This window comes from Enterobacter sp. SES19 (assembly GCF_011765665.1).
Lineage (GTDB): Bacteria > Pseudomonadota > Gammaproteobacteria > Enterobacterales > Enterobacteriaceae > Enterobacter > Enterobacter pseudoroggenkampii.
This window is the reverse complement of the sequence record NZ_CP050320.1, coordinates 2,053,200-2,074,856: the sequence shown is the minus strand read 5'-3', so window position 1 is coordinate 2,074,856 and position 21,657 is coordinate 2,053,200. Positions and strand designations below refer to the sequence as shown.

At 55.3% G+C, this 21,657-nt stretch carries 24 protein-coding genes; 17 read left to right on the top strand and 7 right to left on the bottom strand.

Going from position 1 to position 21,657, the window contains the following annotated elements; genetic code table 11:
• Positions 1-31 precede the first annotated feature (31 nt).
• Both GXP72_RS09925 and add read left to right on the top strand, forming a co-directional pair.
• Positions 32-1,204 carry a MalY/PatB family protein gene (locus GXP72_RS09925; protein WP_090417231.1) on the top strand — a complete coding sequence of 391 codons (1,173 nt, stop codon included), beginning with the start codon at positions 32-34 and terminating at the stop codon, positions 1,202-1,204.
• 96 nt (positions 1,205-1,300) lie between these two features.
• Positions 1,301-2,302 (top strand): adenosine deaminase, encoded by a 1,002-nt coding sequence (gene add / locus GXP72_RS09920; protein WP_061715407.1) that lies wholly within the window; start codon positions 1,301-1,303, stop codon positions 2,300-2,302.
• A 52-nt stretch (positions 2,303-2,354) separates the two neighbouring features.
• Here add and GXP72_RS09915 read toward each other — a convergent pair whose 3' ends face one another.
• Entirely contained in the window at positions 2,355-3,395 is a 1,041-nt protein-coding gene (locus GXP72_RS09915; protein WP_090417233.1) for an oxidoreductase, read from the bottom strand.
• A gap of 243 nt (positions 3,396-3,638) precedes the next feature.
• On the opposite strand from GXP72_RS09915, the gene blr reads away from it, so the two are divergent.
• From blr to gstA, 12 genes are all read left to right on the top strand, one after another.
• The gene (blr, locus tag GXP72_RS09910; RefSeq protein WP_169814161.1) at positions 3,639-3,764 is read left to right on the top strand and encodes a division septum protein Blr; all 126 of its coding nucleotides are present in this window, start codon (positions 3,639-3,641) and stop codon (positions 3,762-3,764) included.
• A gap of 231 nt (positions 3,765-3,995) precedes the next feature.
• Positions 3,996-4,211 carry a transcription modulator YdgT gene (gene ydgT / locus GXP72_RS09905; protein ID WP_013096896.1) on the top strand — a complete coding sequence of 72 codons (216 nt, stop codon included), beginning with the start codon at positions 3,996-3,998 and terminating at the stop codon, positions 4,209-4,211.
• A gap of 86 nt (positions 4,212-4,297) precedes the next feature.
• On the top strand, positions 4,298-4,738 hold the full coding sequence (locus GXP72_RS09900; RefSeq protein ID WP_024909347.1) for a DUF2569 domain-containing protein: 441 nt from the start codon (positions 4,298-4,300) through the stop codon (positions 4,736-4,738).
• 76 nt (positions 4,739-4,814) lie between these two features.
• Complete coding sequence (gene rsxA, locus GXP72_RS09895) at positions 4,815-5,396, top strand: electron transport complex subunit RsxA (protein ID WP_008500564.1); 582 nt, start codon at positions 4,815-4,817, stop codon at positions 5,394-5,396.
• Complete coding sequence (gene rsxB, locus GXP72_RS09890) at positions 5,396-5,974, top strand: electron transport complex subunit RsxB (protein WP_032651039.1); 579 nt, start codon at positions 5,396-5,398, stop codon at positions 5,972-5,974. The genes rsxA and rsxB overlap by 1 nt, the downstream gene beginning before the upstream one ends.
• Positions 5,967-7,988 carry an electron transport complex subunit RsxC gene (gene rsxC, locus GXP72_RS09885; RefSeq protein ID WP_208763802.1) on the top strand — a complete coding sequence of 674 codons (2,022 nt, stop codon included), beginning with the start codon at positions 5,967-5,969 and terminating at the stop codon, positions 7,986-7,988. Before rsxB ends, rsxC begins: the two co-directional genes overlap by 8 nt.
• Positions 7,989-9,041: an electron transport complex subunit RsxD gene (rsxD, locus tag GXP72_RS09880; protein WP_032651036.1), complete on the top strand. Its 1,053-nt coding sequence runs from the start codon at positions 7,989-7,991 to the stop codon at positions 9,039-9,041.
• Positions 9,042-9,051: 10 nt separating this feature from the next.
• Positions 9,052-9,672, top strand: a complete 621-nt coding sequence (gene rsxG, locus GXP72_RS09875; RefSeq protein WP_032651034.1) for an electron transport complex subunit RsxG — start codon at positions 9,052-9,054, stop codon at positions 9,670-9,672.
• Between the two features lie 2 nt (positions 9,673-9,674).
• Positions 9,675-10,361 (top strand): electron transport complex subunit E, encoded by a 687-nt coding sequence (locus GXP72_RS09870; protein WP_023617347.1) that lies wholly within the window; start codon positions 9,675-9,677, stop codon positions 10,359-10,361.
• On the top strand, positions 10,358-10,993 hold the full coding sequence (gene nth / locus GXP72_RS09865) for an endonuclease III (RefSeq protein WP_008500570.1): 636 nt from the start codon (positions 10,358-10,360) through the stop codon (positions 10,991-10,993). Before GXP72_RS09870 ends, nth begins: the two co-directional genes overlap by 4 nt.
• 591 nt (positions 10,994-11,584) lie before the next feature.
• Positions 11,585-13,093 carry a dipeptide/tripeptide permease DtpA gene (gene dtpA / locus GXP72_RS09860; protein ID WP_024909352.1) on the top strand — a complete coding sequence of 503 codons (1,509 nt, stop codon included), beginning with the start codon at positions 11,585-11,587 and terminating at the stop codon, positions 13,091-13,093.
• A gap of 105 nt (positions 13,094-13,198) precedes the next feature.
• Positions 13,199-13,804: a glutathione transferase GstA gene (gstA, locus tag GXP72_RS09855; protein ID WP_061715411.1), complete on the top strand. Its 606-nt coding sequence runs from the start codon at positions 13,199-13,201 to the stop codon at positions 13,802-13,804.
• 90 nt (positions 13,805-13,894) lie between these two features.
• Here gstA and pdxY read toward each other — a convergent pair whose 3' ends face one another.
• The 5 genes from pdxY to anmK form a co-directional block, all read right to left on the bottom strand.
• Entirely contained in the window at positions 13,895-14,755 is an 861-nt protein-coding gene (pdxY, locus tag GXP72_RS09850) for a pyridoxal kinase PdxY (RefSeq protein WP_024909354.1), read from the bottom strand.
• A gap of 67 nt (positions 14,756-14,822) precedes the next feature.
• Complete coding sequence (gene tyrS, locus GXP72_RS09845) at positions 14,823-16,097, bottom strand: tyrosine--tRNA ligase (RefSeq protein WP_023335449.1); 1,275 nt, start codon at positions 16,095-16,097, stop codon at positions 14,823-14,825.
• Positions 16,098-16,222: 125 nt separating this feature from the next.
• Entirely contained in the window at positions 16,223-16,879 is a 657-nt protein-coding gene (gene pdxH, locus GXP72_RS09840) for a pyridoxamine 5'-phosphate oxidase (RefSeq protein WP_024909355.1), read from the bottom strand.
• A gap of 57 nt (positions 16,880-16,936) precedes the next feature.
• Positions 16,937-17,260, bottom strand: a complete 324-nt coding sequence (gene mliC, locus GXP72_RS09835; protein WP_024909356.1) for a C-type lysozyme inhibitor — start codon at positions 17,258-17,260, stop codon at positions 16,937-16,939.
• 93 nt (positions 17,261-17,353) lie between these two features.
• Complete coding sequence (anmK, locus tag GXP72_RS09830) at positions 17,354-18,478, bottom strand: anhydro-N-acetylmuramic acid kinase (RefSeq protein WP_208763801.1); 1,125 nt, start codon at positions 18,476-18,478, stop codon at positions 17,354-17,356.
• 254 nt (positions 18,479-18,732) lie between these two features.
• Between anmK and slyB the strand changes: the two genes are divergently transcribed.
• Together slyB and GXP72_RS09820 are read left to right on the top strand one after the other, a co-directional pair.
• Complete coding sequence (gene slyB, locus GXP72_RS09825; RefSeq protein ID WP_008500578.1) at positions 18,733-19,200, top strand: outer membrane lipoprotein SlyB; 468 nt, start codon at positions 18,733-18,735, stop codon at positions 19,198-19,200.
• A gap of 196 nt (positions 19,201-19,396) precedes the next feature.
• Positions 19,397-20,758 (top strand): GGDEF domain-containing protein, encoded by a 1,362-nt coding sequence (locus GXP72_RS09820; protein ID WP_090417237.1) that lies wholly within the window; start codon positions 19,397-19,399, stop codon positions 20,756-20,758.
• Between the two features lie 35 nt (positions 20,759-20,793).
• On the opposite strand, the gene slyA is transcribed toward GXP72_RS09820, so the two are convergent.
• Positions 20,794-21,234 (bottom strand): transcriptional regulator SlyA, encoded by a 441-nt coding sequence (gene slyA, locus GXP72_RS09815; protein ID WP_024909359.1) that lies wholly within the window; start codon positions 21,232-21,234, stop codon positions 20,794-20,796.
• A 186-nt stretch (positions 21,235-21,420) separates the two neighbouring features.
• On the opposite strand from slyA, the gene GXP72_RS09810 reads away from it, so the two are divergent.
• A complete protein-coding gene (locus GXP72_RS09810; RefSeq protein ID WP_024909360.1) occupies positions 21,421-21,657 on the top strand; it encodes a DUF1656 domain-containing protein in 237 nt (78 codons plus the stop codon).

Here is a 21,657-nt window from a genome sequence, read left to right as displayed (position 1 = left end):
ATGAGGGGGTTTTACTTTAAGGATTAACGTCATGTTTGATTTCTCTACCGTCGTGGATCGACACGGCACCTGGTGTACGCAGTGGGACTACGTCGCCGACCGCTTTGGCGCGGCCGACCTGCTGCCCTTCACCATCTCGGATATGGATTTCGCCACCGCCCCCTGCATAACCGACGCGCTGCAACAGCGCATTCATCACGGCGTGTTTGGCTATAGCCGCTGGAAGAACGACGAGTTTCTCGCCGCCGTCGCGCACTGGTTCCAGCAGCGCTTTAACAGCCGGATTGATACTGAAAGCGTGGTTTATGGTCCCTCCGTCATCTACATGGTTTCTGAACTGATACGCCTCTGGTCAAACCCCGGCGACGGCGTGGTGGTACACACCCCGGCATACGATGCGTTTTACAAAGCCATTGAAGGCAATGCGCGTCATGTGGTGCCCGTAGAGATGGAAAAGCATGCCACAGGCTGGCAGGGAAACATGGCTGCGCTGGAAGCGGCCCTCGCGAAACCTGAAAACAAAATTTTGCTGCTGTGCAGCCCGCAAAACCCGACCGGCAAGGTCTGGACGCGGGATGAGCTGACGCAGATGGCGGAACTATGCGCACGCTATGACGTGGCGGTTATCAGCGATGAAATCCATATGGACATGGTGTGGGGAGAGCGTCGTCACACGCCGTGGAACGCGGTGGCGCGCGGCAAATGGGCGCTTCTCACCTCCGGCTCGAAAAGCTTTAATATTCCGGCGCTGACGGGCGCTTACGGTCTGATTGGCGATGAAGAGAGCCGTAACGGTTACCTCAGCGCGCTAAAATGCCGGGACGGACTCTCTTCCCCTTCCGTGCTGGCGCTGACGGCGCATATCGCCGCCTATCAGCAGGGGGAGCCGTGGCTGGATGCCCTACGGGGTTATCTGGAAGAGAATTTGTTGTATATCGCGCAGGAAGTAAACCGCGCTTTTCCGAAACTGAACTGGCAGCCGCCCGAAGCGACCTATCTGGCCTGGCTCGATCTGCGCCCGCTGAACATTGACGATCGGGCGCTGCAAAAAGTACTGATCGAGCAGCAAAAAGTCGCCATCATGCCGGGATATACCTACGGTAAAGAAGGAAATGGCTTTGTTCGCCTGAATGCGGGCTGCCCGCGCAGCAAGCTGGAACAAGGCGTGCAACGCCTCATAGCCGGGATTAACACGCTCCTGTAATCAATTTGCGCAACGGAATATTACCTTGCGCAAATAGCTTTTTACCCCGTTTTGTTTTTATAATATGGCGCACTTTAACCAGAAAAGAGTGCGACCATGATTGATACACGCCTGCCTTTAACTGATATTCATCGTCACCTTGACGGTAACATTCGTGCCCAAACCATCCTCGATCTTGGCCGCCAGTTCAATTTAACGCTTCCTGCTCAGACCCTTGAGTCCTTGATCCCTCACGTACAGGTGACCTCTAATGAACCGGACCTGGTCAGCTTCCTGAGCAAACTCGACTGGGGCGTGAAGATGCTGGCGTCGCTGGATGCCTGCCGCCGCGTGGCGTTTGAGAACATCGAAGATGCAGCCCGCAACGGCCTGCACTACGTCGAACTACGCTTCTCGCCGGGCTATATGGCGATGACCCACAACCTGCCCGTTGCAGGCGTGGTGGAAGCCGTCATTGAAGGTGTGCGCGAAGGGTGTAAAACATTCGACGTTCAGGCCCGCCTGATCGGCATTATGAGCCGTACGTTCGGTGAAGCCGCCTGCCTGCAGGAGCTGGAAGCGCTGCTGACCCATCGCGATGCCATCACCGCCATCGACCTCGCCGGCGACGAGCTGGGCTTCCCGGGCAGCCTGTTCCTCTCCCACTTCAACCGCGCGCGCGATGCCGGTTGGCACATTACCGTGCATGCGGGTGAAGCGGCAGGCCCGGAAAGCATCTGGCAGGCCATCCGCGAGCTGGGCGCCGAGCGTATCGGTCACGGCGTGAAGGCGGTAGAAGATCGCGCCCTGATGGATTTCCTGGCGGAGCAGCGTATCGGGATTGAGTCGTGCCTGACGTCTAACATTCAGACCAGCACCGTGGCGACGCTGGCGCATCATCCGCTAAAAACGTTCCTCGAGCACGGCGTGCTGGCCTCGCTGAACACTGATGACCCGGCGGTTCAGGGCGTGGATATTATCCACGAGTACAACATCGCCGCACCGCAGGCGGGTCTGAGCCGCGAGCAGATCCGTCAGGCACAGATTAACGGGCTGGAAATTGCCTTCCTGACGCCTGCTGAGAAACAGGCGCTGAAAGATAAAGTGGCTCGCGGTTAACACCGTTGCCGGGTGGCGCTGACGCTTACCCGGCCTACAAAATATTAAAAAACTATGCCAGGCAGAGCGTCGCGCGATGTTTGGCAGATTCGATGCCCAACTCAATCAGCTCCATAATCTGAATCGCCTGGCTGGCAGGAACCGGATTCTCTCCCGTGCCGTTCAGCGCATCGCGGATAGCGGCATAATACGCCGGATAGTTACCCGGTATCGTCAGCAAGGTCTCCTCGACCAGCTCCTCGCCTTCGCCCCGCGTTACCACGCCGTCGCGCATATCATAGCCCCAGTCTTCCTGCGGCAGACGTTCACCGTTTTTAAGCCTGTCTTCCTGCGGATCGAGACCAAACTTCACGTAGCTCCCGCGCGTACCGTGAATGATATAGCGGGCCGATTCTGCGGCCGCGACCATCGTGCCGTGCAGCACAATCCGCCGCTGCGGGTAACTGAGCACCGCGTGGAAGTAATCGGTTGTCTGCGCGCCGGGCCTGAGCTGGGCCAGATCGACCGTCATGCTCACCGGCAGACCAAAAAGATTGACGGCCTGATCCAGCAGATGCGGAGCTAAATCGTACCAGATGCCGCTGCCCGGACCGGCCTGTTCGCGCCAGCGGTTTCTCACCTGCGGACGAAAGCGGTCAAAGTGCGATTCAAAAAAGAGGATCTCCCCTAGCGTGCCTTCACTGAGAAGCCTTTTTACCGTCAGAAAGTCGCTGTCCCAGCGGCGGTTATGGAACACCGACAGCAGCCTGCCCAGACTCCTTGCCAGCGCATCCAGCTCGCGTGCCTGTGACAGCGTCACGGTGAAGGGCTTATCGACCACTACGTGCTTACCGGCTTCCAGCGCGGCCTTTGCCAGCGGAAAGTGGGTGTCGTTCGGCGTGGGGATGACGATTAAATCAATATTCGGATCGTTGAAAAGGTGTTTAGGTTCAGAGACAACCGGCACGGAAGGCCAGTCGACATGGACTTTAGCGGCATCGCTGCTGGATACCGCCGCCAGCACCATCCCCGGCGTCCCGGCTATCAGAGGCGCATGAAACGTTTTGCTCGCGTACCCGTAGCCGATAAGCCCGACGCGGATATTATCACTCATAGTGCCATCCTCTTTTATGACGTTCTTATTTCACACCGGCTAACCTGGCATGAGCACAGATTAATAATGTGCCCTATGACTTAAAATAGCAGGTTGTACGGGTTGTTTTTGTTACATAGTATTAACCTACTGATTTTGTTTAAGGAAACCGTTCCCAAAGCGCTTGCCGTCAGGGAGACGTCACTGTAACATTTGCGCCCTGTCTTTATGGATAAAGTACAATTACGCATTATGACGTCAATTATTAATCGAATCATTGAATTAGCGGGATGGATTGTCCTTGGAGTTTCGGTCATTTTGCTGGGCGTCGCCAGCCATATCGATAACTACCAGCCGCCGGAGCCTGTCACCATCGCCCAACCTAAGTAACCGGTTACTGCAATAAAGAGTGACATAATATGTCAGTTTCGTATTGCCAGCCCTGGTGAACACGGTTAACCTTCTCTTCCAGGCATCGTCTGATGCCTGAATTTCAGCAAAGAAAACTCCTAATTTCGTCGCGTTACCTGAGTGGGCTGTTTACGTCTTAATTAATCCGTTTATTATTCGACCGAATTACCTTAACTGGTATTACTCACTTTTATATGGAAACTTATTAATATGACAGTTCAGGACTATTTATTAAAATTTCGCAAGATCAATTCGCTTGAGAGCCTGGAAAAACTGTTTGACCATCTGAACTACACCCTGTCGGATAATCAGGATATCATTAATATGTATCGCGCCGCAGACCATCGCCGCGCGGAGCTGGTTTCCGGTGGTCGTTTGTTCAACGTCGGTGAAGTGCCTAAGTCTGTATGGCGTTACGTTTTATAAGAAAGTAGCCATCCGCGCGAAATGTTATATACTCTCCGCCCTGCAAACTGGCTGTACAACATTTCGCGCAGATTATGGGAGAGTTCATGACCGCAACGCCTGGAGAACGCATTGGAGGCTGGTTAATCGCCCCACTGGCATGGCTGCTGGTTGCCTTATTAAGCGCATCGCTTGCGCTGCTGCTGTATACCACCGCACTGATTACCCCTCACGCCATCCAGACCCTGATGTCGCAAAGCGTGCTGAATATTGCTTTGTGGTTTGTGTCGTTCGTTTTCGCAATTGGAATGTGGTACTACACGCTGTGGCTGACCATCGCCTTCTTTAAGCGCCGCAAGAGTGTGCCTAAGCACTACATTATCTGGCTGCTGATTTCGGTCCTGCTGGCGGTGAAAGCGTTTGCCTTTTCGCCCGTATCAGACGCGCTGGCCGTTCGTCAGCTGCTATTCCCGTTGCTGGCTGCGGCGCTGCTGGTGCCCTATTTCAAACGTTCGACGCGGGTGAAAAACACCTTCGTGAACCCGTAATAACCCTACAGATAACCTGTTGTCGCCTGCGTCGGTTTGTCCGATAATAGGCGGCTTTTTTATTTCAGGCTAAATAATGACCGATTACTTACTGCTCTTTGTCGGCACCGTGCTGGTTAACAACTTCGTTCTGGTGAAGTTCCTTGGCCTGTGTCCGTTTATGGGCGTTTCCAAAAAGCTGGAAACAGCAATGGGTATGGGGCTGGCGACGACCTTCGTGATGACGCTGGCGTCCATCTGCGCGTGGTGGATCGATACCTGGATCCTCATCCCGCTGGGATTAACCTATCTTCGTACGCTGGCCTTTATTCTGGTTATCGCGGTGGTGGTGCAATTTACCGAAATGGTGGTGCGCAAAACCAGCCCGGCGCTTTATCGCCTGCTGGGTATCTTCCTGCCGCTGATCACCACCAACTGTGCGGTTCTCGGCGTAGCGCTGCTGAACATCAACCTTGGCCATAACTTTATGCAGTCGGCGCTGTATGGTTTCTCTGCGGCAGTCGGTTTCTCTCTGGTGATGGTGCTGTTCGCCTCCATTCGCGAGCGCCTGGCAGCAGCGGATATCCCTGCGCCCTTCCGCGGTAACGCGATTGCGCTGGTGACCGCAGGTTTAATGTCTCTGGCCTTTATGGGCTTTAGTGGTCTGGTGAAGTTGTAATGAATGCTATCTGGATTGCCATCGCCTCTATCAGCGTTCTGGGGTTGGTGTTTGGCCTTATCCTGGGCTACGCCTCCCGCCGTTTCGCGGTAGAGGACGATCCCGTTGTAGAAAAAATTGATGAGCTTCTGCCACAAAGCCAGTGCGGGCAGTGCGGCTACCCCGGCTGCCGCCCTTATGCCGAAGCGGTAGGGGTTCAGGGTGAAAAAATTAACCGCTGTGCGCCCGGTGGCGAAGCGGTGATGTTGAAAATTGCGGCCCTGCTTAACGTTGACCCGCAGCCTGTTGATGGCGATGCGGACGTACAGGAGCCGGTCCGCGCGCTGGCCGTGATCGACGAAGCCAACTGTATCGGCTGCACCAAATGTATTCAGGCCTGCCCGGTTGACGCCATTGTGGGCGCAACCCGCGCCATGCACACCGTCGTGGCGGACCTCTGCACCGGCTGTAACCTCTGCGTGGCCCCCTGCCCGACGCAATGTATCGAGCTGCGCCCGGTTGAAACGACTACCGAAAGCTGGAAGTGGGATCTTCAAGCCATTCCGGTTCGCAATATTCCTGTGGAACAACATGCTTAAGTTATTTTCTGCTTTCAGAAAAGAGAAGATTTGGGACTTTGACGGCGGTATTCATCCACCGGAAATGAAAACCCAGTCTAACGGCACGCCGCTGCGTCAAATTCCGCTGGCGACCCGTTTCGTTATGCCGCTCAAGCAGCACATCGGCGCGGAGGGTGAGCTGTGCGTGAAAGAAGGCGATACGGTGCTTCGCGGTCAGCCGCTGACCTTTGGTCGCGGACGTATGCTGCCGGTGCATGCCCCCACCTCCGGTAAGGTGGTTGCTATCGCCCCTCATACGGTGGCGCATCCGTCCGCGCTCTCAGAGCTGAGCGTGATGATTGAAGCCGACGGCGAAGACCGCTGGATTGACCGTGACGGCTGGAGCGATTACCGCGCCCACAGCCGCGAAGCGCTTATCGAGCGCATTCATCAGTTCGGCGTTGCTGGTCTGGGTGGTGCAGGCTTCCCGACCGGTGTTAAACTCCGCGGCGGTGGCGATAACATTCAGACGTTGATTATTAACGCCGCCGAGTGCGAGCCGTATATCACCGCCGACGATCGTCTGATGCAGGACTGCGCCGCCCAGGTGGTGGAAGGCATCCGCATCCTCGCGCACATTCTGCAACCGCGGGAAGTGCTGATCGGTATCGAAGACAATAAACCGCAGGCTATTTCAATGCTGCGCGCCGTGCTGGCGGGCAGTCACGATATTAGCCTGCGCGTTATCCCGACCAAGTACCCTTCCGGCGGCGCAAAACAGCTGACGCAAATTCTCACCGGCAAGCAGGTCCCGCATGGCGGACGCTCTTCGGATATCGGCGTGCTGATGCAAAACGTCGGCACCGCGTATGCCGTGAAGCGCGCGGTGATTGACGGCGAACCGTTAACCGAGCGCGTGGTGACGCTGACCGGGGAATCAATTTCTCGTCCGGGCAACGTCTGGGCGCGTCTGGGTACGCCGGTGCGTCATCTGCTGGAACAGGCTGAGTTTTGCCCGGGCAGCGACCAGATGGTGATCATGGGCGGCCCGCTGATGGGCTTTACCCTGCCATGGCTGGACGTTCCGGTAGTGAAAATCACCAACTGCCTGCTCGCGCCTTCGCCGACCGAAATGGGCGAGGAGCAGGAAGAGAAAGGCTGCATCCGCTGCAGCGCCTGTGCCGACGCCTGCCCGGCGGATCTGCTGCCGCAGCAGCTCTACTGGTACAGCAAAGGCCAGCTGCACGACAAGGCGAAAGCCCATAACCTGGCCGACTGCATTGAATGCGGTGCCTGCGCCTGGGTATGCCCTAGCAATATTCCTCTGGTGCAGTATTTCCGCCAGGAGAAGGCTGAAATTTATGCCATCTCCATGGAAGAAAAACGCGCGGCAGAAGCCAAAGCGCGCTTCGAAGCGCGCCAGGCGCGACTGGAACGCGAAAAAATCGCCCGTCAGGAGCGCCATAAGCAGGCCGCCGTTCAGCCTGCCGAGAAAGATCAGGATGCGATTAACGCCGCACTGGCGCGCGTTCGCGAGAAAAAAGCCACTGCAGCGCAGCCTGTGGTGATCCCGGCCGGCGAGAAGCCGGACAACAGCGAAGCGATTGCCGCGCGTGAAGCACGTAAGGCCGCAGCGCGCGCCCGTCAGGCTGAAAAAGCGCAAACGGTCCAGGCAGAGGCGGAGATCGACCCGCGTAAAGCCGCCGTTGAAGCGGCAATAGCCCGCGCTAAAGCCCGCAAAGCCGGTGAGCAGAATGTGGTGGTCGAGCAGGAAGCCGTCGACCCTCGCAAAGCGGCCGTCGAAGCGGCGATTGCCCGTGCTAAAGCGCGCAAAGCAGCGCAGCAGACACAAACCGCAGAACCCGAAGCGCCGGTCGACCCGCGTAAAGCCGCCGTCGAAGCGGCGATTGCCCGCGCTAAAGCACGTAAAGCGGCGCAGCAGGATGAGCAACCGCAGGCCGCCAACGATGACCCGCGCAAGGCCGCCGTCGCCGCCGCCATTGCGCGCGTTCAGGCGAAGAAAGCCGCACAGCAAGCAGTTAACGAGGATTAAATGGTTTTCAGAATCGCAAGCTCCCCTTACACCCACAATCAGCGCCAGACATCGCGCATCATGATGCTGGTCTGCCTGGCGGCGCTGCCGGGCATTGCCGTTCAGTGCTGGTTTTTCGGCTGGGGAACCCTGTTCCAGATAATCCTGGGCTGTGCCAGCGCCTTAGCGGCGGAAGCGCTTGTGCTTAAGCTGCGCAAGGCGGCTGTCTCCCGCATTCTTGCCGATAACTCCGCGCTGTTGACCGGCCTGCTGCTGGCCATCAGTATCCCACCGTTCGCCCCATGGTGGATGGTGGTCCTGGGTACCGTGTTTGCGGTGATCATTGCCAAACAGCTGTACGGCGGGCTCGGCCATAACCCGTTCAACCCGGCGATGATTGGCTACGTGGTGCTGCTGATCTCCTTCCCGGTACAGATGACCAGCTGGCTGCCTCCGCATGAGATTGCGGCCACGGTTCCGGGCTTTATGGATGCCCTGCACGTGATCTTTACCGGCCATACGGCGCTCGGTGCGGATATGAACGCGCTGCGCATGGGCGTGGACGGTATCAGCCAGGCGACGCCGCTCGATACCTTTAAAACATCCCTGCATGCCGGGCACAGCGTTGAGCAGATCATGAAGTCCGCGATCTACAGCGGCATGCTGGCGGGTGCAGGCTGGCAGTGGGTCAACCTGGCGTATCTGCTGGGCGGCCTGTTCCTGCTGCAGCAGAAAGCCATTCGCTGGCATATTCCGGTCAGCTTCCTCGTGACGCTGGCGGTTTGCGCCACGCTGGGTTGGGTCTTCTCCCCTGAATCACTGGCCAGCCCGCAGATGCATTTGCTCTCCGGTGCGACCATGCTGGGTGCCTTCTTTATCCTGACGGATCCGGTGACGGCGTCCACGACTAACCGTGGACGTCTGATCTTCGGCGCGCTGGCGGGCCTGCTGGTATGGCTCATCCGCAGCTTTGGCGGCTACCCGGACGGCGTGGCCTTTGCCGTCCTGCTTGCCAACATAACCGTTCCGCTCATCGACTATTACACGCGTCCACGCGTGTACGGTCATCGCTAAGGGTTTCGCCATGTTAAAAACGATGCAAAAACACGGCGTCACGCTGGCTGTCTTCGCCGCGGTCCTGACGGGGCTGACGGCACTGGTTAATGCGCTGACCAAAACGACCATCGAAGAACAGGCCTCGAAGCAGCAAAAGGCGCTGTTCGATCAGGTGATCCCGTCCGATTTCTACGATAATGACCTGCAAAAAAGCTGCTTTGTGGTAGACGCGCCGCAGCTTGGGAAAGGCCCACACCGCCTCTTTATCGCCCGCAAAGGGGATAAACCGGTCGGCGCAGTGATGGAAGCGACGGCGCCTGACGGCTATTCCGGCGCCATTCAGCTGCTTGTGGGCAGCGATTTCTCCGGCACCATACTGGGCACCCGCGTGACGGAACACCATGAAACGCCGGGTCTTGGCGATAAAATTGAAACCCGTCTGAGCGACTGGATTTTGCACTTTGCCGGTAAAGTGATCCATGGCGAAGGTGACACCGCGTTTGCAGTGAAGAAAGATGGCGGCGAATTCGACCAGTTCACCGGGGCGACCATCACCCCACGTGCGGTGGTGAATGCCGTCAAACGAGCCGGGCTGTATGCTGAAACGCTGCCCGCGCAAATCAACAATCTTCCGGCCTGTGAGGAGTAATCATGAGCCAGGTTAAAGAGGTTATTGTCCAGGGGTTGTGGAAGAACAACTCCGCGCTGGTACAGCTTCTGGGCATGTGCCCACTGCTGGCGGTAACGTCCACCGCCACCAACGCGCTCGGTCTGGGTCTGGCAACCACGCTGGTATTGACCCTGACCAACCTCTCCATCTCTGCCCTGCGCCGCTGGACGCCGTCGGAAATTCGTATTCCGATTTACGTCATGATCATTGCGTCGGTGGTCAGTATCGTTCAGATGCTGATTAACGCCTATGCGTTTGGCCTGTACCAGTCGCTCGGGATCTTTATTCCCCTTATCGTCACTAACTGTATCGTTGTCGGGCGCGCGGAAGCCTTCGCGGTGAAAAACAGCCCCGCCATGTCGGCGCTGGATGGGTTTTCCATTGGCATGGGTGCCACATGCGCCATGTTCGTGCTGGGCTCGCTGCGCGAGATCCTCGGTAACGGTACGCTGTTTGACGGCGCAGATGCGCTGCTCGGCGGCTGGGCCAAAGCGCTGCGCGTTGAAGTGTTCCACACCGATACGCCATTCCTGCTGGCCATGCTGCCGCCCGGCGCGTTTATTGGCCTTGGCATGATGCTGGCGATAAAATACCTGATTGATGAAAAACGTAAGCGCCGCGCGGCTGAGCGCAGCGTTCTGGAAGGGACACCCGAGAAGGCTTCATGAATAAAGAAAAGCGCATTGCGATCCTGACCCGTCTGCGGGACGAGAACCCGCACCCGACGACGGAGCTGAATTTTACCTCCCCGTTTGAGCTGCTGATCGCAGTGTTGCTTTCTGCGCAGGCGACCGATGTGAGCGTCAATAAAGCCACTGCCCTGCTCTATCCGGTCGCCAATACGCCGAAAGCCATGCTGGAGCTGGGCGTGGAAGGCGTGAAGTCGTATATCAAAACCATCGGCCTGTTTAACAGCAAAGCCGAGAACGTCATCAAGACCTGCCGGATCCTGCTGGAACAGCACGGAGGCGAAGTGCCGGAGGACCGCGCTGCGCTGGAAGCCTTACCGGGCGTGGGGCGTAAGACCGCAAACGTGGTGCTTAACACTGCGTTTGGCTGGCCCACTATCGCCGTGGATACGCATATATTTCGCGTGTCTAACCGGACCAACTTCGCGCCGGGGAAAAACGTCGAGCAGGTCGAAGAGAAACTGCTGAAAGTGGTTCCGGCAGAATTTAAGGTGGATTGCCATCACTGGCTGATTCTGCACGGCCGATATACCTGTATTGCCCGCAAGCCTCGCTGCGGCTCCTGCATTATCGAAGATCTCTGCGAATACAAAGAAAAAGTGTATCCCTGATCGCCCCAATCCCATATTAAAGGAAGGGCTATCGAATGCTCTTCTTTTGGCCGTTACTTGTCCGTCTTTCGCTTACTCTGACCTGTCACTTGTTCGGTTGTTTAACGCTCAAACAGGTTAATACTTTTTTCATGGCCAAAAATTTCTATACATCTGTGATCGCGATCACCCTGATAACTTCATGTTGAATTTTTGTTGTCAAAATCGGCCTAAACCCTTTGTCTGACAAGATACTCACCTCCCATCACCGAAGATAAGACCAGCTATTTTTCAGAATATGGGCTATATCACTGCGTAAAGCGACAAATAGCAGAACATATCGCCAAAAGCCGATCCGGACGGGTCATTACCAGTCGAAAAAACTACCTTTACTCATCGTATGAAATTTAACGCTGAATAACATTTGCATGAACCGACGATTATACCACTCCAGATATATGTAACAGATTATTACAAACGTATTGCCAGACGGGGCAGGATAGTGAACATTACCCGCCGTTTCTCCTCCCAATATAACTATAAGGCGTATGGACTACGGCCATCACGCTATGAACACCCCCATTAATATGGGATGTAAAAAAAGAGGTATATGTGTCTACTGCAAACAATAAACCAACAGATGAAAGCGTGAGTCTTAACGCTTTTAAACAACCTAAAGCGTTCTATCTCATCTTCTCTATCGAGTTATGGGAGCGTTTTGGTTATTACGGCCTGCAAGGGATCATGGCGGTTTACCTGGTAAAACAGCTGGGTATGTCCGAAGCCGATTCCATCACGCTGTTCTCTTCCTTCAGTGCTCTGGTGTACGGTCTGGTCGCGATTGGCGGCTGGCTGGGCGATAAAGTCCTCGGGACTAAACGCGTCATTATGCTGGGCGCCATTGTCCTGGCGATCGGCTATGGTCTGGTTGCATGGTCAGGGCATGATGCCGCTGTCGTGTATATGGGTATGGCGACGATTGCCGTCGGTAATGGTCTGTTCAAAGCGAACCCGTCCTCTCTGCTTTCGACCTGCTACAACAAAGACGATCCGCGCCTGGACGGTGCATTTACCATGTACTACATGTCCATCAACATCGGTTCGTTCTTCTCTATGCTGGCAACTCCATGGCTAGCGGCGAAATTCGGCTGGAGCGTGGCATTTGCACTGAGCTTCGTGGGTATGTTGATCACCGTGGTGAACTTCCTGTTCTGCCGCAGCTGGGTTAAAGACTACGGTTCAAAACCTGACTTCGAGCCTGTGCATATGGGCAAACTGCTGGCCACCATCGTGGGCGTTGTTGTCCTCGCGGCCATCGCCACCTGGCTGCTGCACAACCAGGGTATCGCACGTGCCGTTCTGGGCGTGGTTGCGCTGGGTATCGTGGTCATCTTTGCAAAAGAAGCATTCGCCATGCAGGGTGCGGCCCGTCGCAAGATGATTGTGGCGTTCATTCTGATGCTGGAAGCGATTATCTTCTTCGTGCTGTACAGCCAGATGCCAACTTCACTGAACTTCTTCGCCATCCGTAACGTAGAGCACTCCATTCTGGGTATCGCGTTTGAACCTGAGCAGTTCCAGGCACTGAACCCGTTCTGGATCATGATTGGTTCCCCAATTCTGGCCGCTATCTATAACAAGATGGGTGACCGTCTGCCGATGCCGCACAAGTTTGCGCTGGGTATGGTGCTGTGTTCTGGTGCCTTCCTGGTACTGCCACTGGGTACCAAATTTGCGTCCGACGCAGGTATCGTTTCCGTTAACTGGCTGATCCTGAGCTACGCGCTGCAGTCTATCGGCGAGCTGATGATCTCCGGCCTGGGACTGGCCATGGTTGCGCAGCTGGTTCCTCAGCGTTTGATGGGCTTCATCATGGGTAGCTGGTTCCTGACCACTGCCGGTGCGGCAATCATCGCGGGTAAGATTGCTAACCTGATGGCTGTTCCGGAAAATGTAACCGATCCACTGCTTTCCCTGAACGTCTACGGTACCGTGTTCATGCAGATTGGTATCGCGACTGCGGTAATTGCCGCTCTGATGCTGCTGACCGCGCCGAAACTGAACCGTATGACTCAGGACGACGACAAGACCGCTAAAGCGACAAACACCGCTACCGCGTGATTTCCGTGAGAAACGACTGACCAGAAGCCGCTAATGCATTAGCGGCTTTTTTTTTATCCGTTTGCGCACTAACATAGCTGAAACCTCAGCAAAAAGGAGTTACCGATGAAACTGTTCTACAAACCGGGTGCGTGCTCTCTTGCTTCCCATATCACCCTGCGCGAGAGCGGCAAAGATTTCACGCTGGATGGCGTTGACCTGATGAAAAAACGTCTGGAAAACGGCGATGATTTTCTTGCCATCAACCCGAAAGGACAAGTTCCGGCGCTCTTGCTGGATGACGGTACTCTGCTGACCGAAGGCGTGGCGATTATGCAGTTCCTGGCCGATAGCGTACCCGATCGCCATCTGCTGGCACCGGTCAGTACCATTTCGCGTTATAAGACGCTGGAATGGCTGAACTACATTGCCACCGAGCTGCACAAAGGCTTTACCCCCCTGTTCCGCCCGGATACGCCGGAAGAGTTCAAACCGACCCTGCGCGCCCTTCTTGAGAAAAAGTTGCAGTACGTTAACGCGTCGCTGAAAGACGATCAGTGGATTGCAGGTTCGCGCTTCACGATTGCCGACGCATACCTGTTCACCGTGCTGCGCTGGGCGCGCGCGGTTAAGCTTAACCTGGAAGGGTTAGACCATATTGCAGCGTATATGAAACGCGTGGCAGAGCGTCCTGCGGTGGCTGCGGCGCTGAAAGCGGAAGGGTTGAATTAACCGAGCAGACTGTGTTGCCGGGTGGCGCTGACGCTTACCCGGCCTACGAATTCCGTAGGCCCGTGCAAGCGCAGCGCCGCCGGGCGGTGTTTAAAGCTGGGTAGCGCTGAAATAGTGCTCCGGCTTCGCGATACGATCCTGTGCCGCGACCACCTGCAGTTCATATTCCTGCATCTCTTTCGTCGCAATCATGATTTCGTACACCGCCGCAGTAACATGCTCGAGCGCGTCGCGCATTGTCGCCCCTTGCAGTAATTTCACCAGCAGCAGACCGCTGGTGACATCTCCGACCCCAACCGGCTGGCGCTGGCCAAAATCCACCAGCGGACGGCTGATATGCCAGGCGTCATCTTTCGTTACCAGCAGCATCTCAAAACGGTCCTGGCTCAGCCCTGCGCGCGCAAGGTGTTTTACCAGCACAACGTCAGGCCCCAGCGCGATAAGCTCGCGGGACGCGCTTACGGCCTCTTCTACGCTGTTAACCGGACGCTCGCAGAGAATTTCGAGTTCGACCAGGTTTGGCGCAATGATATCGCTGGCGGGCAGCGCGTGACGGACGTGAAACTCTGCAACACCCGGCGCCACGATACAGCCTTTCTCCGGATGCCCCATGACGGGGTCGCAGAAGTATTTTGCCGACGGGTTGGCGGCTTTCACCTGGCGCACGATACCGAGGATATGCTCCCCCTGCTCCGCTGAGCCGAGGTAACCGCTCAGCACGGCGTCACAGCGTTTGAGCTGGTCGATATCGGCAATACCCTGCACAACCTCAGTGAGGTGCGAAGGCGGCATCACGCAGCCGGTCCATTTGCCGTATTGCGTGTGGTTAGAGAACTGCACGGTATTAAGGGGCCAGACGTTGACGCCGAGGCGACGCATCGGGAATTCCGCGGCGCTATTGCCAGCGTGTCCAAAAACAACGTGGGACTGAATGGCGAGGATGTTCTTCATTTTTTTCTTACCAAACCCTGAAAAAACAAAAGGGGCGTGGTTTCCCACGCCCCCTGGAGACTGTTAATTACTTCCAGCAGACAAGGCAGTAGTTCTTCTTGCCGCGACGCAGCAGCGTGTAGCGACCATACAGACGATCGCCGTCAACGAAGGTGTATTCCGGGTCGGCCTGCTTCTCACCGTTGATGGTGATAGCGTTAGACGCGATGGTTTTACGCGCCTGACCGCGGGAAGGCTGGAGCTCGGAGTCCACCAGCGCCTGCATCAGGTCAGCCCCTTTTTCCATCTCAACCATCGGCACACCGTCCTGCGCCAGCTGTTCGAAGTCCGCTTCGCTCAGATCGCTCAGGGTACCGTTGAACAGGCTTGCGGTAATGCGTTTTGCCGCGGCCAGACCTTCTTCACCGTGAACCAGTTTGGTCACTTCGTCCGCCAGCACGTACTGAGCGCGCGGTGCTTTACCGCTGTTCTTGTCTTCTTCTTCCAGCGCGTTGATCTCTTCAATGTCCATAAAGGTGAAGAACTTCAGGAAGCGGTAAACATCGGCATCCGCCGTGTTGATCCAGAACTGGTAGAACTTGTACGGGCTGGTTTTCTTCGGATCGAGCCACACCGCGCCGCCTTCGGTTTTACCGAATTTGGTGCCGTCTGCTTTGGTGATCAGCGGAACGGTCAGACCAAAGACCTGATTCTGGTGCAGGCGACGGGTCAGGTCGATACCGGAGGTGATGTTACCCCACTGATCGGAACCGCCAATCTGCAGGGAAACGCCGTGCAGTTTGTTCAGGCAGGCAAAGTCATACCCCTGCAGCAGGTTGTAGGAGAACTCGGTAAAGGAGATACCCTGGTCGTCGCGGTTCAGACGCTGCTTCACGGCCTCTTTGTTAATCATCTGGTTAACAGAGAAGTGCTTGCCGATATCACGCAGGAAGGTCAGCACGTTCATGCTGCCAAACCAGTCGTAGTTGTTCGCGGCAATGGCGGCATTATCACCACAGTTGAAGTCGAGGAACGGTGCAACCTGTTTGCGGATCTTATCTACCCACTCCTGCACGGTATCTTCGGTATTCAGTTTACGCTCAGCGGCTTTAAAGCTTGGGTCACCAATCAGACCGGTCGCGCCACCCACCAGGGCAACAGGCTTATGGCCCGCCATCTGGAAGCGTTTCAGGCATAACAATGGAACAAGATGCCCCAAATGCAAGCTGTCAGCGGTGGGATCGAAGCCGCAATAGAGCGCGATCGGGCCTTGCGCCAGTCGCTCTGCTAACGCTTCCTCGTCCGTCACCTGGGCCACGAGGCCCCGCTCTTGCAATTGTTTAATCAAGTTACTGCTTGCCATCAAATTCTCCATGTATAAACGACTGCACCTTTGCCGGTACACGACTTTTCGCCTGATGCGAAAGGACCATAGAATAAAGCGCAAGCGCGGTGTGCGCTAGCGCTTAAATCAACAAATTTCGGGGATTACGGTGCCAGTCTGTCGATTTTCCAGCCGCCATTCTCGCGCTGGTATAAAAAGCGGTCGTGCAGGCGGTGTTCGCCCCCCTGCCAGAACTCCATCTGCTCAATCGGGATACGGAAACCGCCCCAGAAACTTGGCAGGGGAATTTCACCCTGCTGGAACTTCTGTTTCAGCTCCAGGAATTTACTTTCCAGCACGCCGCGGGCGGAAATTCGGCTGGACTGTTTTGATACCCAGGCGCCAATCTGGCTGTCACGCGGGCGACTGTGGAAATACTTCACCACTTCCAGCGTCGAGAGACGTTCCGCTTTGCCGGTGACCATCACCTGACGCTCCAGCATATGCCACGGGAACAGCAGGCTGATGCGCGGATTATTTTCTAAATGGTGCGCTTTGCGACTGCCAAGGTTGGTATAGAACACCAGTCCTTTCTCGTCATAATGCTTGAGCAATACGATGCGCTGATACGGTTGACCGTTTTCATCTACCGTCGCGACAACCATGGCCGTTGGATCGGCGAGTTTCGCTTCGCAGGCCTGTTTCAGCCAGCGTTCAAAAAGCACGAGGGGTTCAGCGGGAAGATCCTGGCGACGCAGGCCGCCTTTGGTGTATTCACGGCGCAGATGCGCAATTTGCTGCAGTTCATCGTTATCTGACATGGCGTTAGCTGACATTGAGAGTGGGTGGCGCTATTGTGCGCCGCCCCTGTAAAAATCTCAACGCTTCGGGTTTTCGAGCTGGCAATTGTTCAGCACAATGCGGTCGCGCTTGTAGACCGTGGCGCTGTCGCCTTTCGACCAGAAGACGTAGATACCGTCGGAGTAACGTGCGCCGGAGGCCGACATACCCTGCTTCAGCGTCAGCAATTTATTGTCGTAAACAAAGCTGGCCTCCTGACGTGGATTATTCAGCTTCACGGTCAACGGTTTTTCGTCGCAGCGATACTCCAGCGTATCGGTCTGCATGCGCTCAAGGAACTGGTTATAGACGCTGCATCCTGACAGCAACAAAGGGGCGGCAATAAGAAGAAGTTTTTTCATGGGCGTATTCCGAAGACTTTCCTGGTCCTGGAGGGCATGGCTGCCCCCCTGTTTCGTTCCATTCTAACGACGACGCGCCGCGCTGAATTTCAGTTAACTCTGATTATGACGAGGATTGGCCGGGAAAATCGCCCCGAGGACGCTCGCTTCACGCGCACCGGTTACCGACGGCAAGTTGCCCGGCAGTCCGGCAATGGTGCGCCAGGCGAGCCATGCGAAGGCCAGCGCCTCCATATCATCACCGCTGATGCCGGCCTCATCGGTCGTGGTCACTTCGGTACCCGGCAGCAGCCCGGCAAGACGCGCCATCACTAGCGGGTTACGGCTTCCTCCGCCGCACACCAGCAGGCGCTCACACCCACCGCTGAGCAGAACCTGTTCGGAGATCGACACGGCCGTCAGCTCAGCAAGCGTCGCCTGGACATCCTGCGGCGCGAGCGCCGGGAATGGCGCCAGCTGACGCTCAAGCCAGCCCAGGTTGAAGTATTCACGCCCCGTGCTCTTAGGGGCCGGCAGGGCAAAATAAGGATCGCTTAGCATCGACTGCAGCAGCGGAAGAATCACTTTCCCTCCGCTCGCCCACTCCGCGTTTTTATCATACGCTTGGCCGCACTGACGCCAGATCCAGGCATCCATTAGCATATTGCCCGGGCCGGTATCGTAGCCGCGGACCGGCTGTCCAGGAATAAGCATCGACAGATTGGCGATCCCACCAATGTTAAGCACCATGCGCCGTTCTGAAGGGTGCGCCAGTAACGCCTGATGGAACGCGGGCACCAGCGGCGCGCCCTGTCCGCCAAGGGCGATGTCACGACGACGGAAATCGCCTACTACCGTCACGCCCGTCTTCGCCACAATCTGGTTGTTATCGCCGATTTGCAGAGTATGCGGGGCCTCTCCGATGGGCTCATGCCAGACCGTTTGTCCGTGACACCCGATGGCCACCACATCCTGCGGGCGAAGACGTTCTTTTTGCATCAAAGCCTGCACCGCATCCGCAAACAGCGCTCCCAGGCGGACATCCAGCTGTCCAAGCTGGAAGAGGGTCAGCTTCTGCCCCTGACAGATACTCAGAATATCCTCTTTCAGTGAAATGGGGATTGGCCAGGTCAGGCTCGCCTGCTGTGCCACCATGTTTTCGTCAATGGCGGCCAGAACGACATCTACCCCATCCAGACTGGTGCCTGACATCACACCAATGTAGCGACCCGATTTCATGCGCTTTCCTTACGTTGCGTGGGCTAAGGATATCCACTCAACCATAAACGGCGCCGCTTTGCCATCCGGCAATAATATTTTTTAACAATGTCAGACGGGTAACACAGGCGGACCTGTTTATGTCTCGTTAAGTCAAATTCAAGTACAATTTTCCTATTGTTAATGCAAAGATATGAACTATGGCTCCTTATGCCATATAATTTAGCCATAACGGATGCCCTCAATCGGGCGTTTTTGGTGAACAGGAGATTCAAATGATTTTACGTGTACTGGGCGTTTCGCTGATTGGTTTAACTCTGGCTGGCTGTGTGAATGACAGTTCACTTTCTGGCGACGTTTACAGCGCTTCTGAAGCGAAACAAGTTCAGAACGTGACTTACGGTACCGTTGTTAACGCACGCCCTGTACAGATTCAGGGTGGCGATGAAAACAACGTGATGGGCGCAATTGGCGGTGCCGTCCTGGGTGGTTTCCTGGGTAATACCGTCGGCGGCGGCACGGGTCGCTCTCTGGCAACAGCCGCAGGTGCCGTTGCGGGTGGCGTAGCCGGCCAGGGCGTTCAGGGTGCGATGAACAAAACCCAGGGCGTAGAGCTGGAAATCCGTAAAGACGACGGCAGCACGATCATGGTTGTTCAGAAACAAGGCAGCACCCGCTTCTCTGCAGGCCAGCGCGTTGTGCTGGCGAGCAACGGAAGCCAGGTGACCGTTTCCCCACGTTAATTAAAAGTGGATGTGGTCCTCGGGCCACATCCATTTACAATATATATCACTCTCACAAATATAATTACAAAATACATTCACCTCATCCATTATTAATCACGCCTTATATTGTTTCTGCGCAAAGTATTTATTGCACTAATTGATTAGACTCTTCGCAACCATCTTCTCTTTATTCATTATAATTTGTAAAAATTCTATGCTTGCGAATCGTCGCGCTCTAACGAGCCGTTATATTACGTTCTGTCTCGGTTGCCTTGTTGTTATCGAGATATTACACGCGCTTTTTTTAAAACTCGTTGAATGGGTTCCGTCCTTTTCACCACTTTTATTCCCTACGCTCACCATTTTTCTTCTGGTGTTTCACCTGTTTATTGCCTGTTTTATGGCAATGAAATACTGGTGTGACAAAAGACGGTTGTATCTGGTCGCAATCGCCTTTGCCTTTGCCGGGTCCGCACTGCTGATGGTCGGAACGCTGACCAGCTTCCCCGCCTGGCTGGATCTCTATCAGTTCAACGTCGTGAACTACAACGATGCGATGATCTACTATATGTTCCGCCACTTTTTAATGGCGGTGCTGTTTATCGTGGCAGCAATACTCTATCCCATGCGCGATTACCCTCTTTCACGGTTGGCGCATATCTCAATTGTGAGCGGGGCGTCTCTTTTTACCGCCTGTGCAGTGGGACTGGCCTGGATATATTCCAGCCACTCACCCTTGTTATCCATTGACCTGGTTGATAATGAAACCCGGCAGTTTATGGTCCTCTGGAGCCATTGCATTAATATATCTTTAATTGTTTTCTGGGTGATAACATTAGTAGCGCTGATGTTTGTCACGCGCGTGCGCAATTTATTCTGGGTAGGCGGAAATTTTCTGTGCGTTTGCTATATCGTCACGCTTTCAATGCTGTTAGCAGGTGGACATGCCGAAGATATCTCCTGGTACCGCGCCCGGTTATTTGAAACTGTCGCCACGCTGCTGATTATTTTTGTTCTGCTTTACGATGTCTTCAGACTGTATCGCGACTCACACGTAAAATATCAGCAGTCGTATCAGAACTCGATCCGCGACCCGCTCACGCGCCTTTATAACCGCAGCTATTTTTATGAATCGTTAAACCAGGCGCTGGATATCGCCAGACCCAATCGCCCCGTTTCCGTCATCGTCAGCGATCTCGATCGCTTCAAGCGTATTAACGACACCTACGGACATCTCCAGGGCGATAAAGTCCTGCAGTTTGTCGCCAACCTGCTAATGGATTCCGTGCGCCCGCAGGACATCGCGGCCCGTATCGGCGGTGAGGAGTTTGTGCTGATGCTGGCCAACACGTCGTCAGACTCCGCGTACCAGGTGGCCGAGCGCATACGCATGAAGCTAAGCAGCTTTGATAAAACCAGCAGCGGCGGTCAGTTGCCGGAGCCCATCACCATCAGTATGGGGGTGTTTACGGCAACGTCATCAACGATAACCGCAGAAACGTGCGTGGAAAGTGCCGACAAGGCGATGTATGAAGCGAAGGAGACGGGTCGTAACCGTGTGGTCGTCTTTAAGTAAAAAAAGGCCTTGCTGCTGCAAGGCCTTATTGTTTGTCAGTCTCGCGACTGCAGCTCATGGATGTTTTGCTCAAGACGCCCAATGAGGCTGATGAGCATTTCCAGCTCCGCCGGTGAAACGCCTGACAGGATTTCACCGCGCGTCTTGGTAATCACGGCTTCCATTTCCGTGATGATAGGCGCCGCTTTTTCGGTGAGTTTAATCCGTTTCGCACGACGATCGCTCGCGCAGGTTTGTCGCGAGATCAACCCCTTCTCTTCCAGCTGGTCAAGCGTGCGCACCAGCGACGGTTGCTCAATGCCTATCGCTTTTGCCAGTTGAATTTGCGACTGATCGGGCGGCAGCTGATGAATGTTGTGCAGCGTGACCCAATGCGTCTGTGTGAGTTCCAGAGGTTTCAGGCGATGGTCAATCAGAGCACGCCAGACGCGTACCAACCTTGCCAGATCAGAACCTAATGGCGATTCCAATTTCATCTCCTTATAATTAGCTTGCTAAGTTATTATACTGATTTTAGAATAGTGTGCAGCATTTGTATTGCCAAAACAAATGCAATACTGCATTCATCGAACTTAAAAGTATGACTTACACTGAATTGTGATGCTTCATCATACTATGACAAGCCAACGCGGCATTCTGTTCACTGCAAAGGATTTCTGCCCGTGACGTTTTTTCATCGCTCAGAGGGGTTACCCCTTCAGGACCTGATCTTCGGTGCGTCAGTCTACTTTCCCCCCCTGTTTAAGGCCGTGCTGGTGGGCTTTATTCTCTGGCTCATCGCGCATCGTCTGCTTCGCGACTGGATGTATTCCGGCGAAATATGGCATCCCATGCTGATGGATCTTTCCCTGTTTGCCCTCTCCGTATGTCTGGGCCTTGCTGTCTTGATGGTGTGGTGA

Excerpts from the sequence above, each read along its gene's own strand:
- GXP72_RS09925 (WP_090417231.1), top strand. The coding sequence starts at position 32 with ATGTTTGATTTCTCTACCGTCGTGGATCGACACGGCACCTGGTGTACG.
- add (WP_061715407.1), top strand. The coding sequence starts at position 1,301 with ATGATTGATACACGCCTGCCTTTAACTGATATTCATCGTCACCTTGAC.
- GXP72_RS09915 (WP_090417233.1), bottom strand. The coding sequence starts at position 3,395 with ATGAGTGATAATATCCGCGTCGGGCTTATCGGCTACGGGTACGCGAGC.
- ydgT (WP_013096896.1), top strand. The coding sequence starts at position 3,996 with ATGACAGTTCAGGACTATTTATTAAAATTTCGCAAGATCAATTCGCTT.
- GXP72_RS09900 (WP_024909347.1), top strand. The coding sequence starts at position 4,298 with ATGACCGCAACGCCTGGAGAACGCATTGGAGGCTGGTTAATCGCCCCA.
- rsxA (WP_008500564.1), top strand. The coding sequence starts at position 4,815 with ATGACCGATTACTTACTGCTCTTTGTCGGCACCGTGCTGGTTAACAAC.
- rsxB (WP_032651039.1), top strand. The coding sequence starts at position 5,396 with ATGAATGCTATCTGGATTGCCATCGCCTCTATCAGCGTTCTGGGGTTG.
- rsxC (WP_208763802.1), top strand. The coding sequence starts at position 5,967 with ATGCTTAAGTTATTTTCTGCTTTCAGAAAAGAGAAGATTTGGGACTTT.
- rsxD (WP_032651036.1), top strand. The coding sequence starts at position 7,989 with ATGGTTTTCAGAATCGCAAGCTCCCCTTACACCCACAATCAGCGCCAG.
- rsxG (WP_032651034.1), top strand. The coding sequence starts at position 9,052 with ATGTTAAAAACGATGCAAAAACACGGCGTCACGCTGGCTGTCTTCGCC.
- GXP72_RS09870 (WP_023617347.1), top strand. The coding sequence starts at position 9,675 with ATGAGCCAGGTTAAAGAGGTTATTGTCCAGGGGTTGTGGAAGAACAAC.
- nth (WP_008500570.1), top strand. The coding sequence starts at position 10,358 with ATGAATAAAGAAAAGCGCATTGCGATCCTGACCCGTCTGCGGGACGAG.
- gstA (WP_061715411.1), top strand. The coding sequence starts at position 13,199 with ATGAAACTGTTCTACAAACCGGGTGCGTGCTCTCTTGCTTCCCATATC.
- pdxY (WP_024909354.1), bottom strand. The coding sequence starts at position 14,755 with ATGAAGAACATCCTCGCCATTCAGTCCCACGTTGTTTTTGGACACGCT.
- tyrS (WP_023335449.1), bottom strand. The coding sequence starts at position 16,097 with ATGGCAAGCAGTAACTTGATTAAACAATTGCAAGAGCGGGGCCTCGTG.
- pdxH (WP_024909355.1), bottom strand. The coding sequence starts at position 16,879 with ATGTCAGATAACGATGAACTGCAGCAAATTGCGCATCTGCGCCGTGAA.
- mliC (WP_024909356.1), bottom strand. The coding sequence starts at position 17,260 with ATGAAAAAACTTCTTCTTATTGCCGCCCCTTTGTTGCTGTCAGGATGC.
- anmK (WP_208763801.1), bottom strand. The coding sequence starts at position 18,478 with ATGAAATCGGGTCGCTACATTGGTGTGATGTCAGGCACCAGTCTGGAT.
- slyB (WP_008500578.1), top strand. The coding sequence starts at position 18,733 with ATGATTTTACGTGTACTGGGCGTTTCGCTGATTGGTTTAACTCTGGCT.
- GXP72_RS09820 (WP_090417237.1), top strand. The coding sequence starts at position 19,397 with ATGCTTGCGAATCGTCGCGCTCTAACGAGCCGTTATATTACGTTCTGT.
- slyA (WP_024909359.1), bottom strand. The coding sequence starts at position 21,234 with ATGAAATTGGAATCGCCATTAGGTTCTGATCTGGCAAGGTTGGTACGC.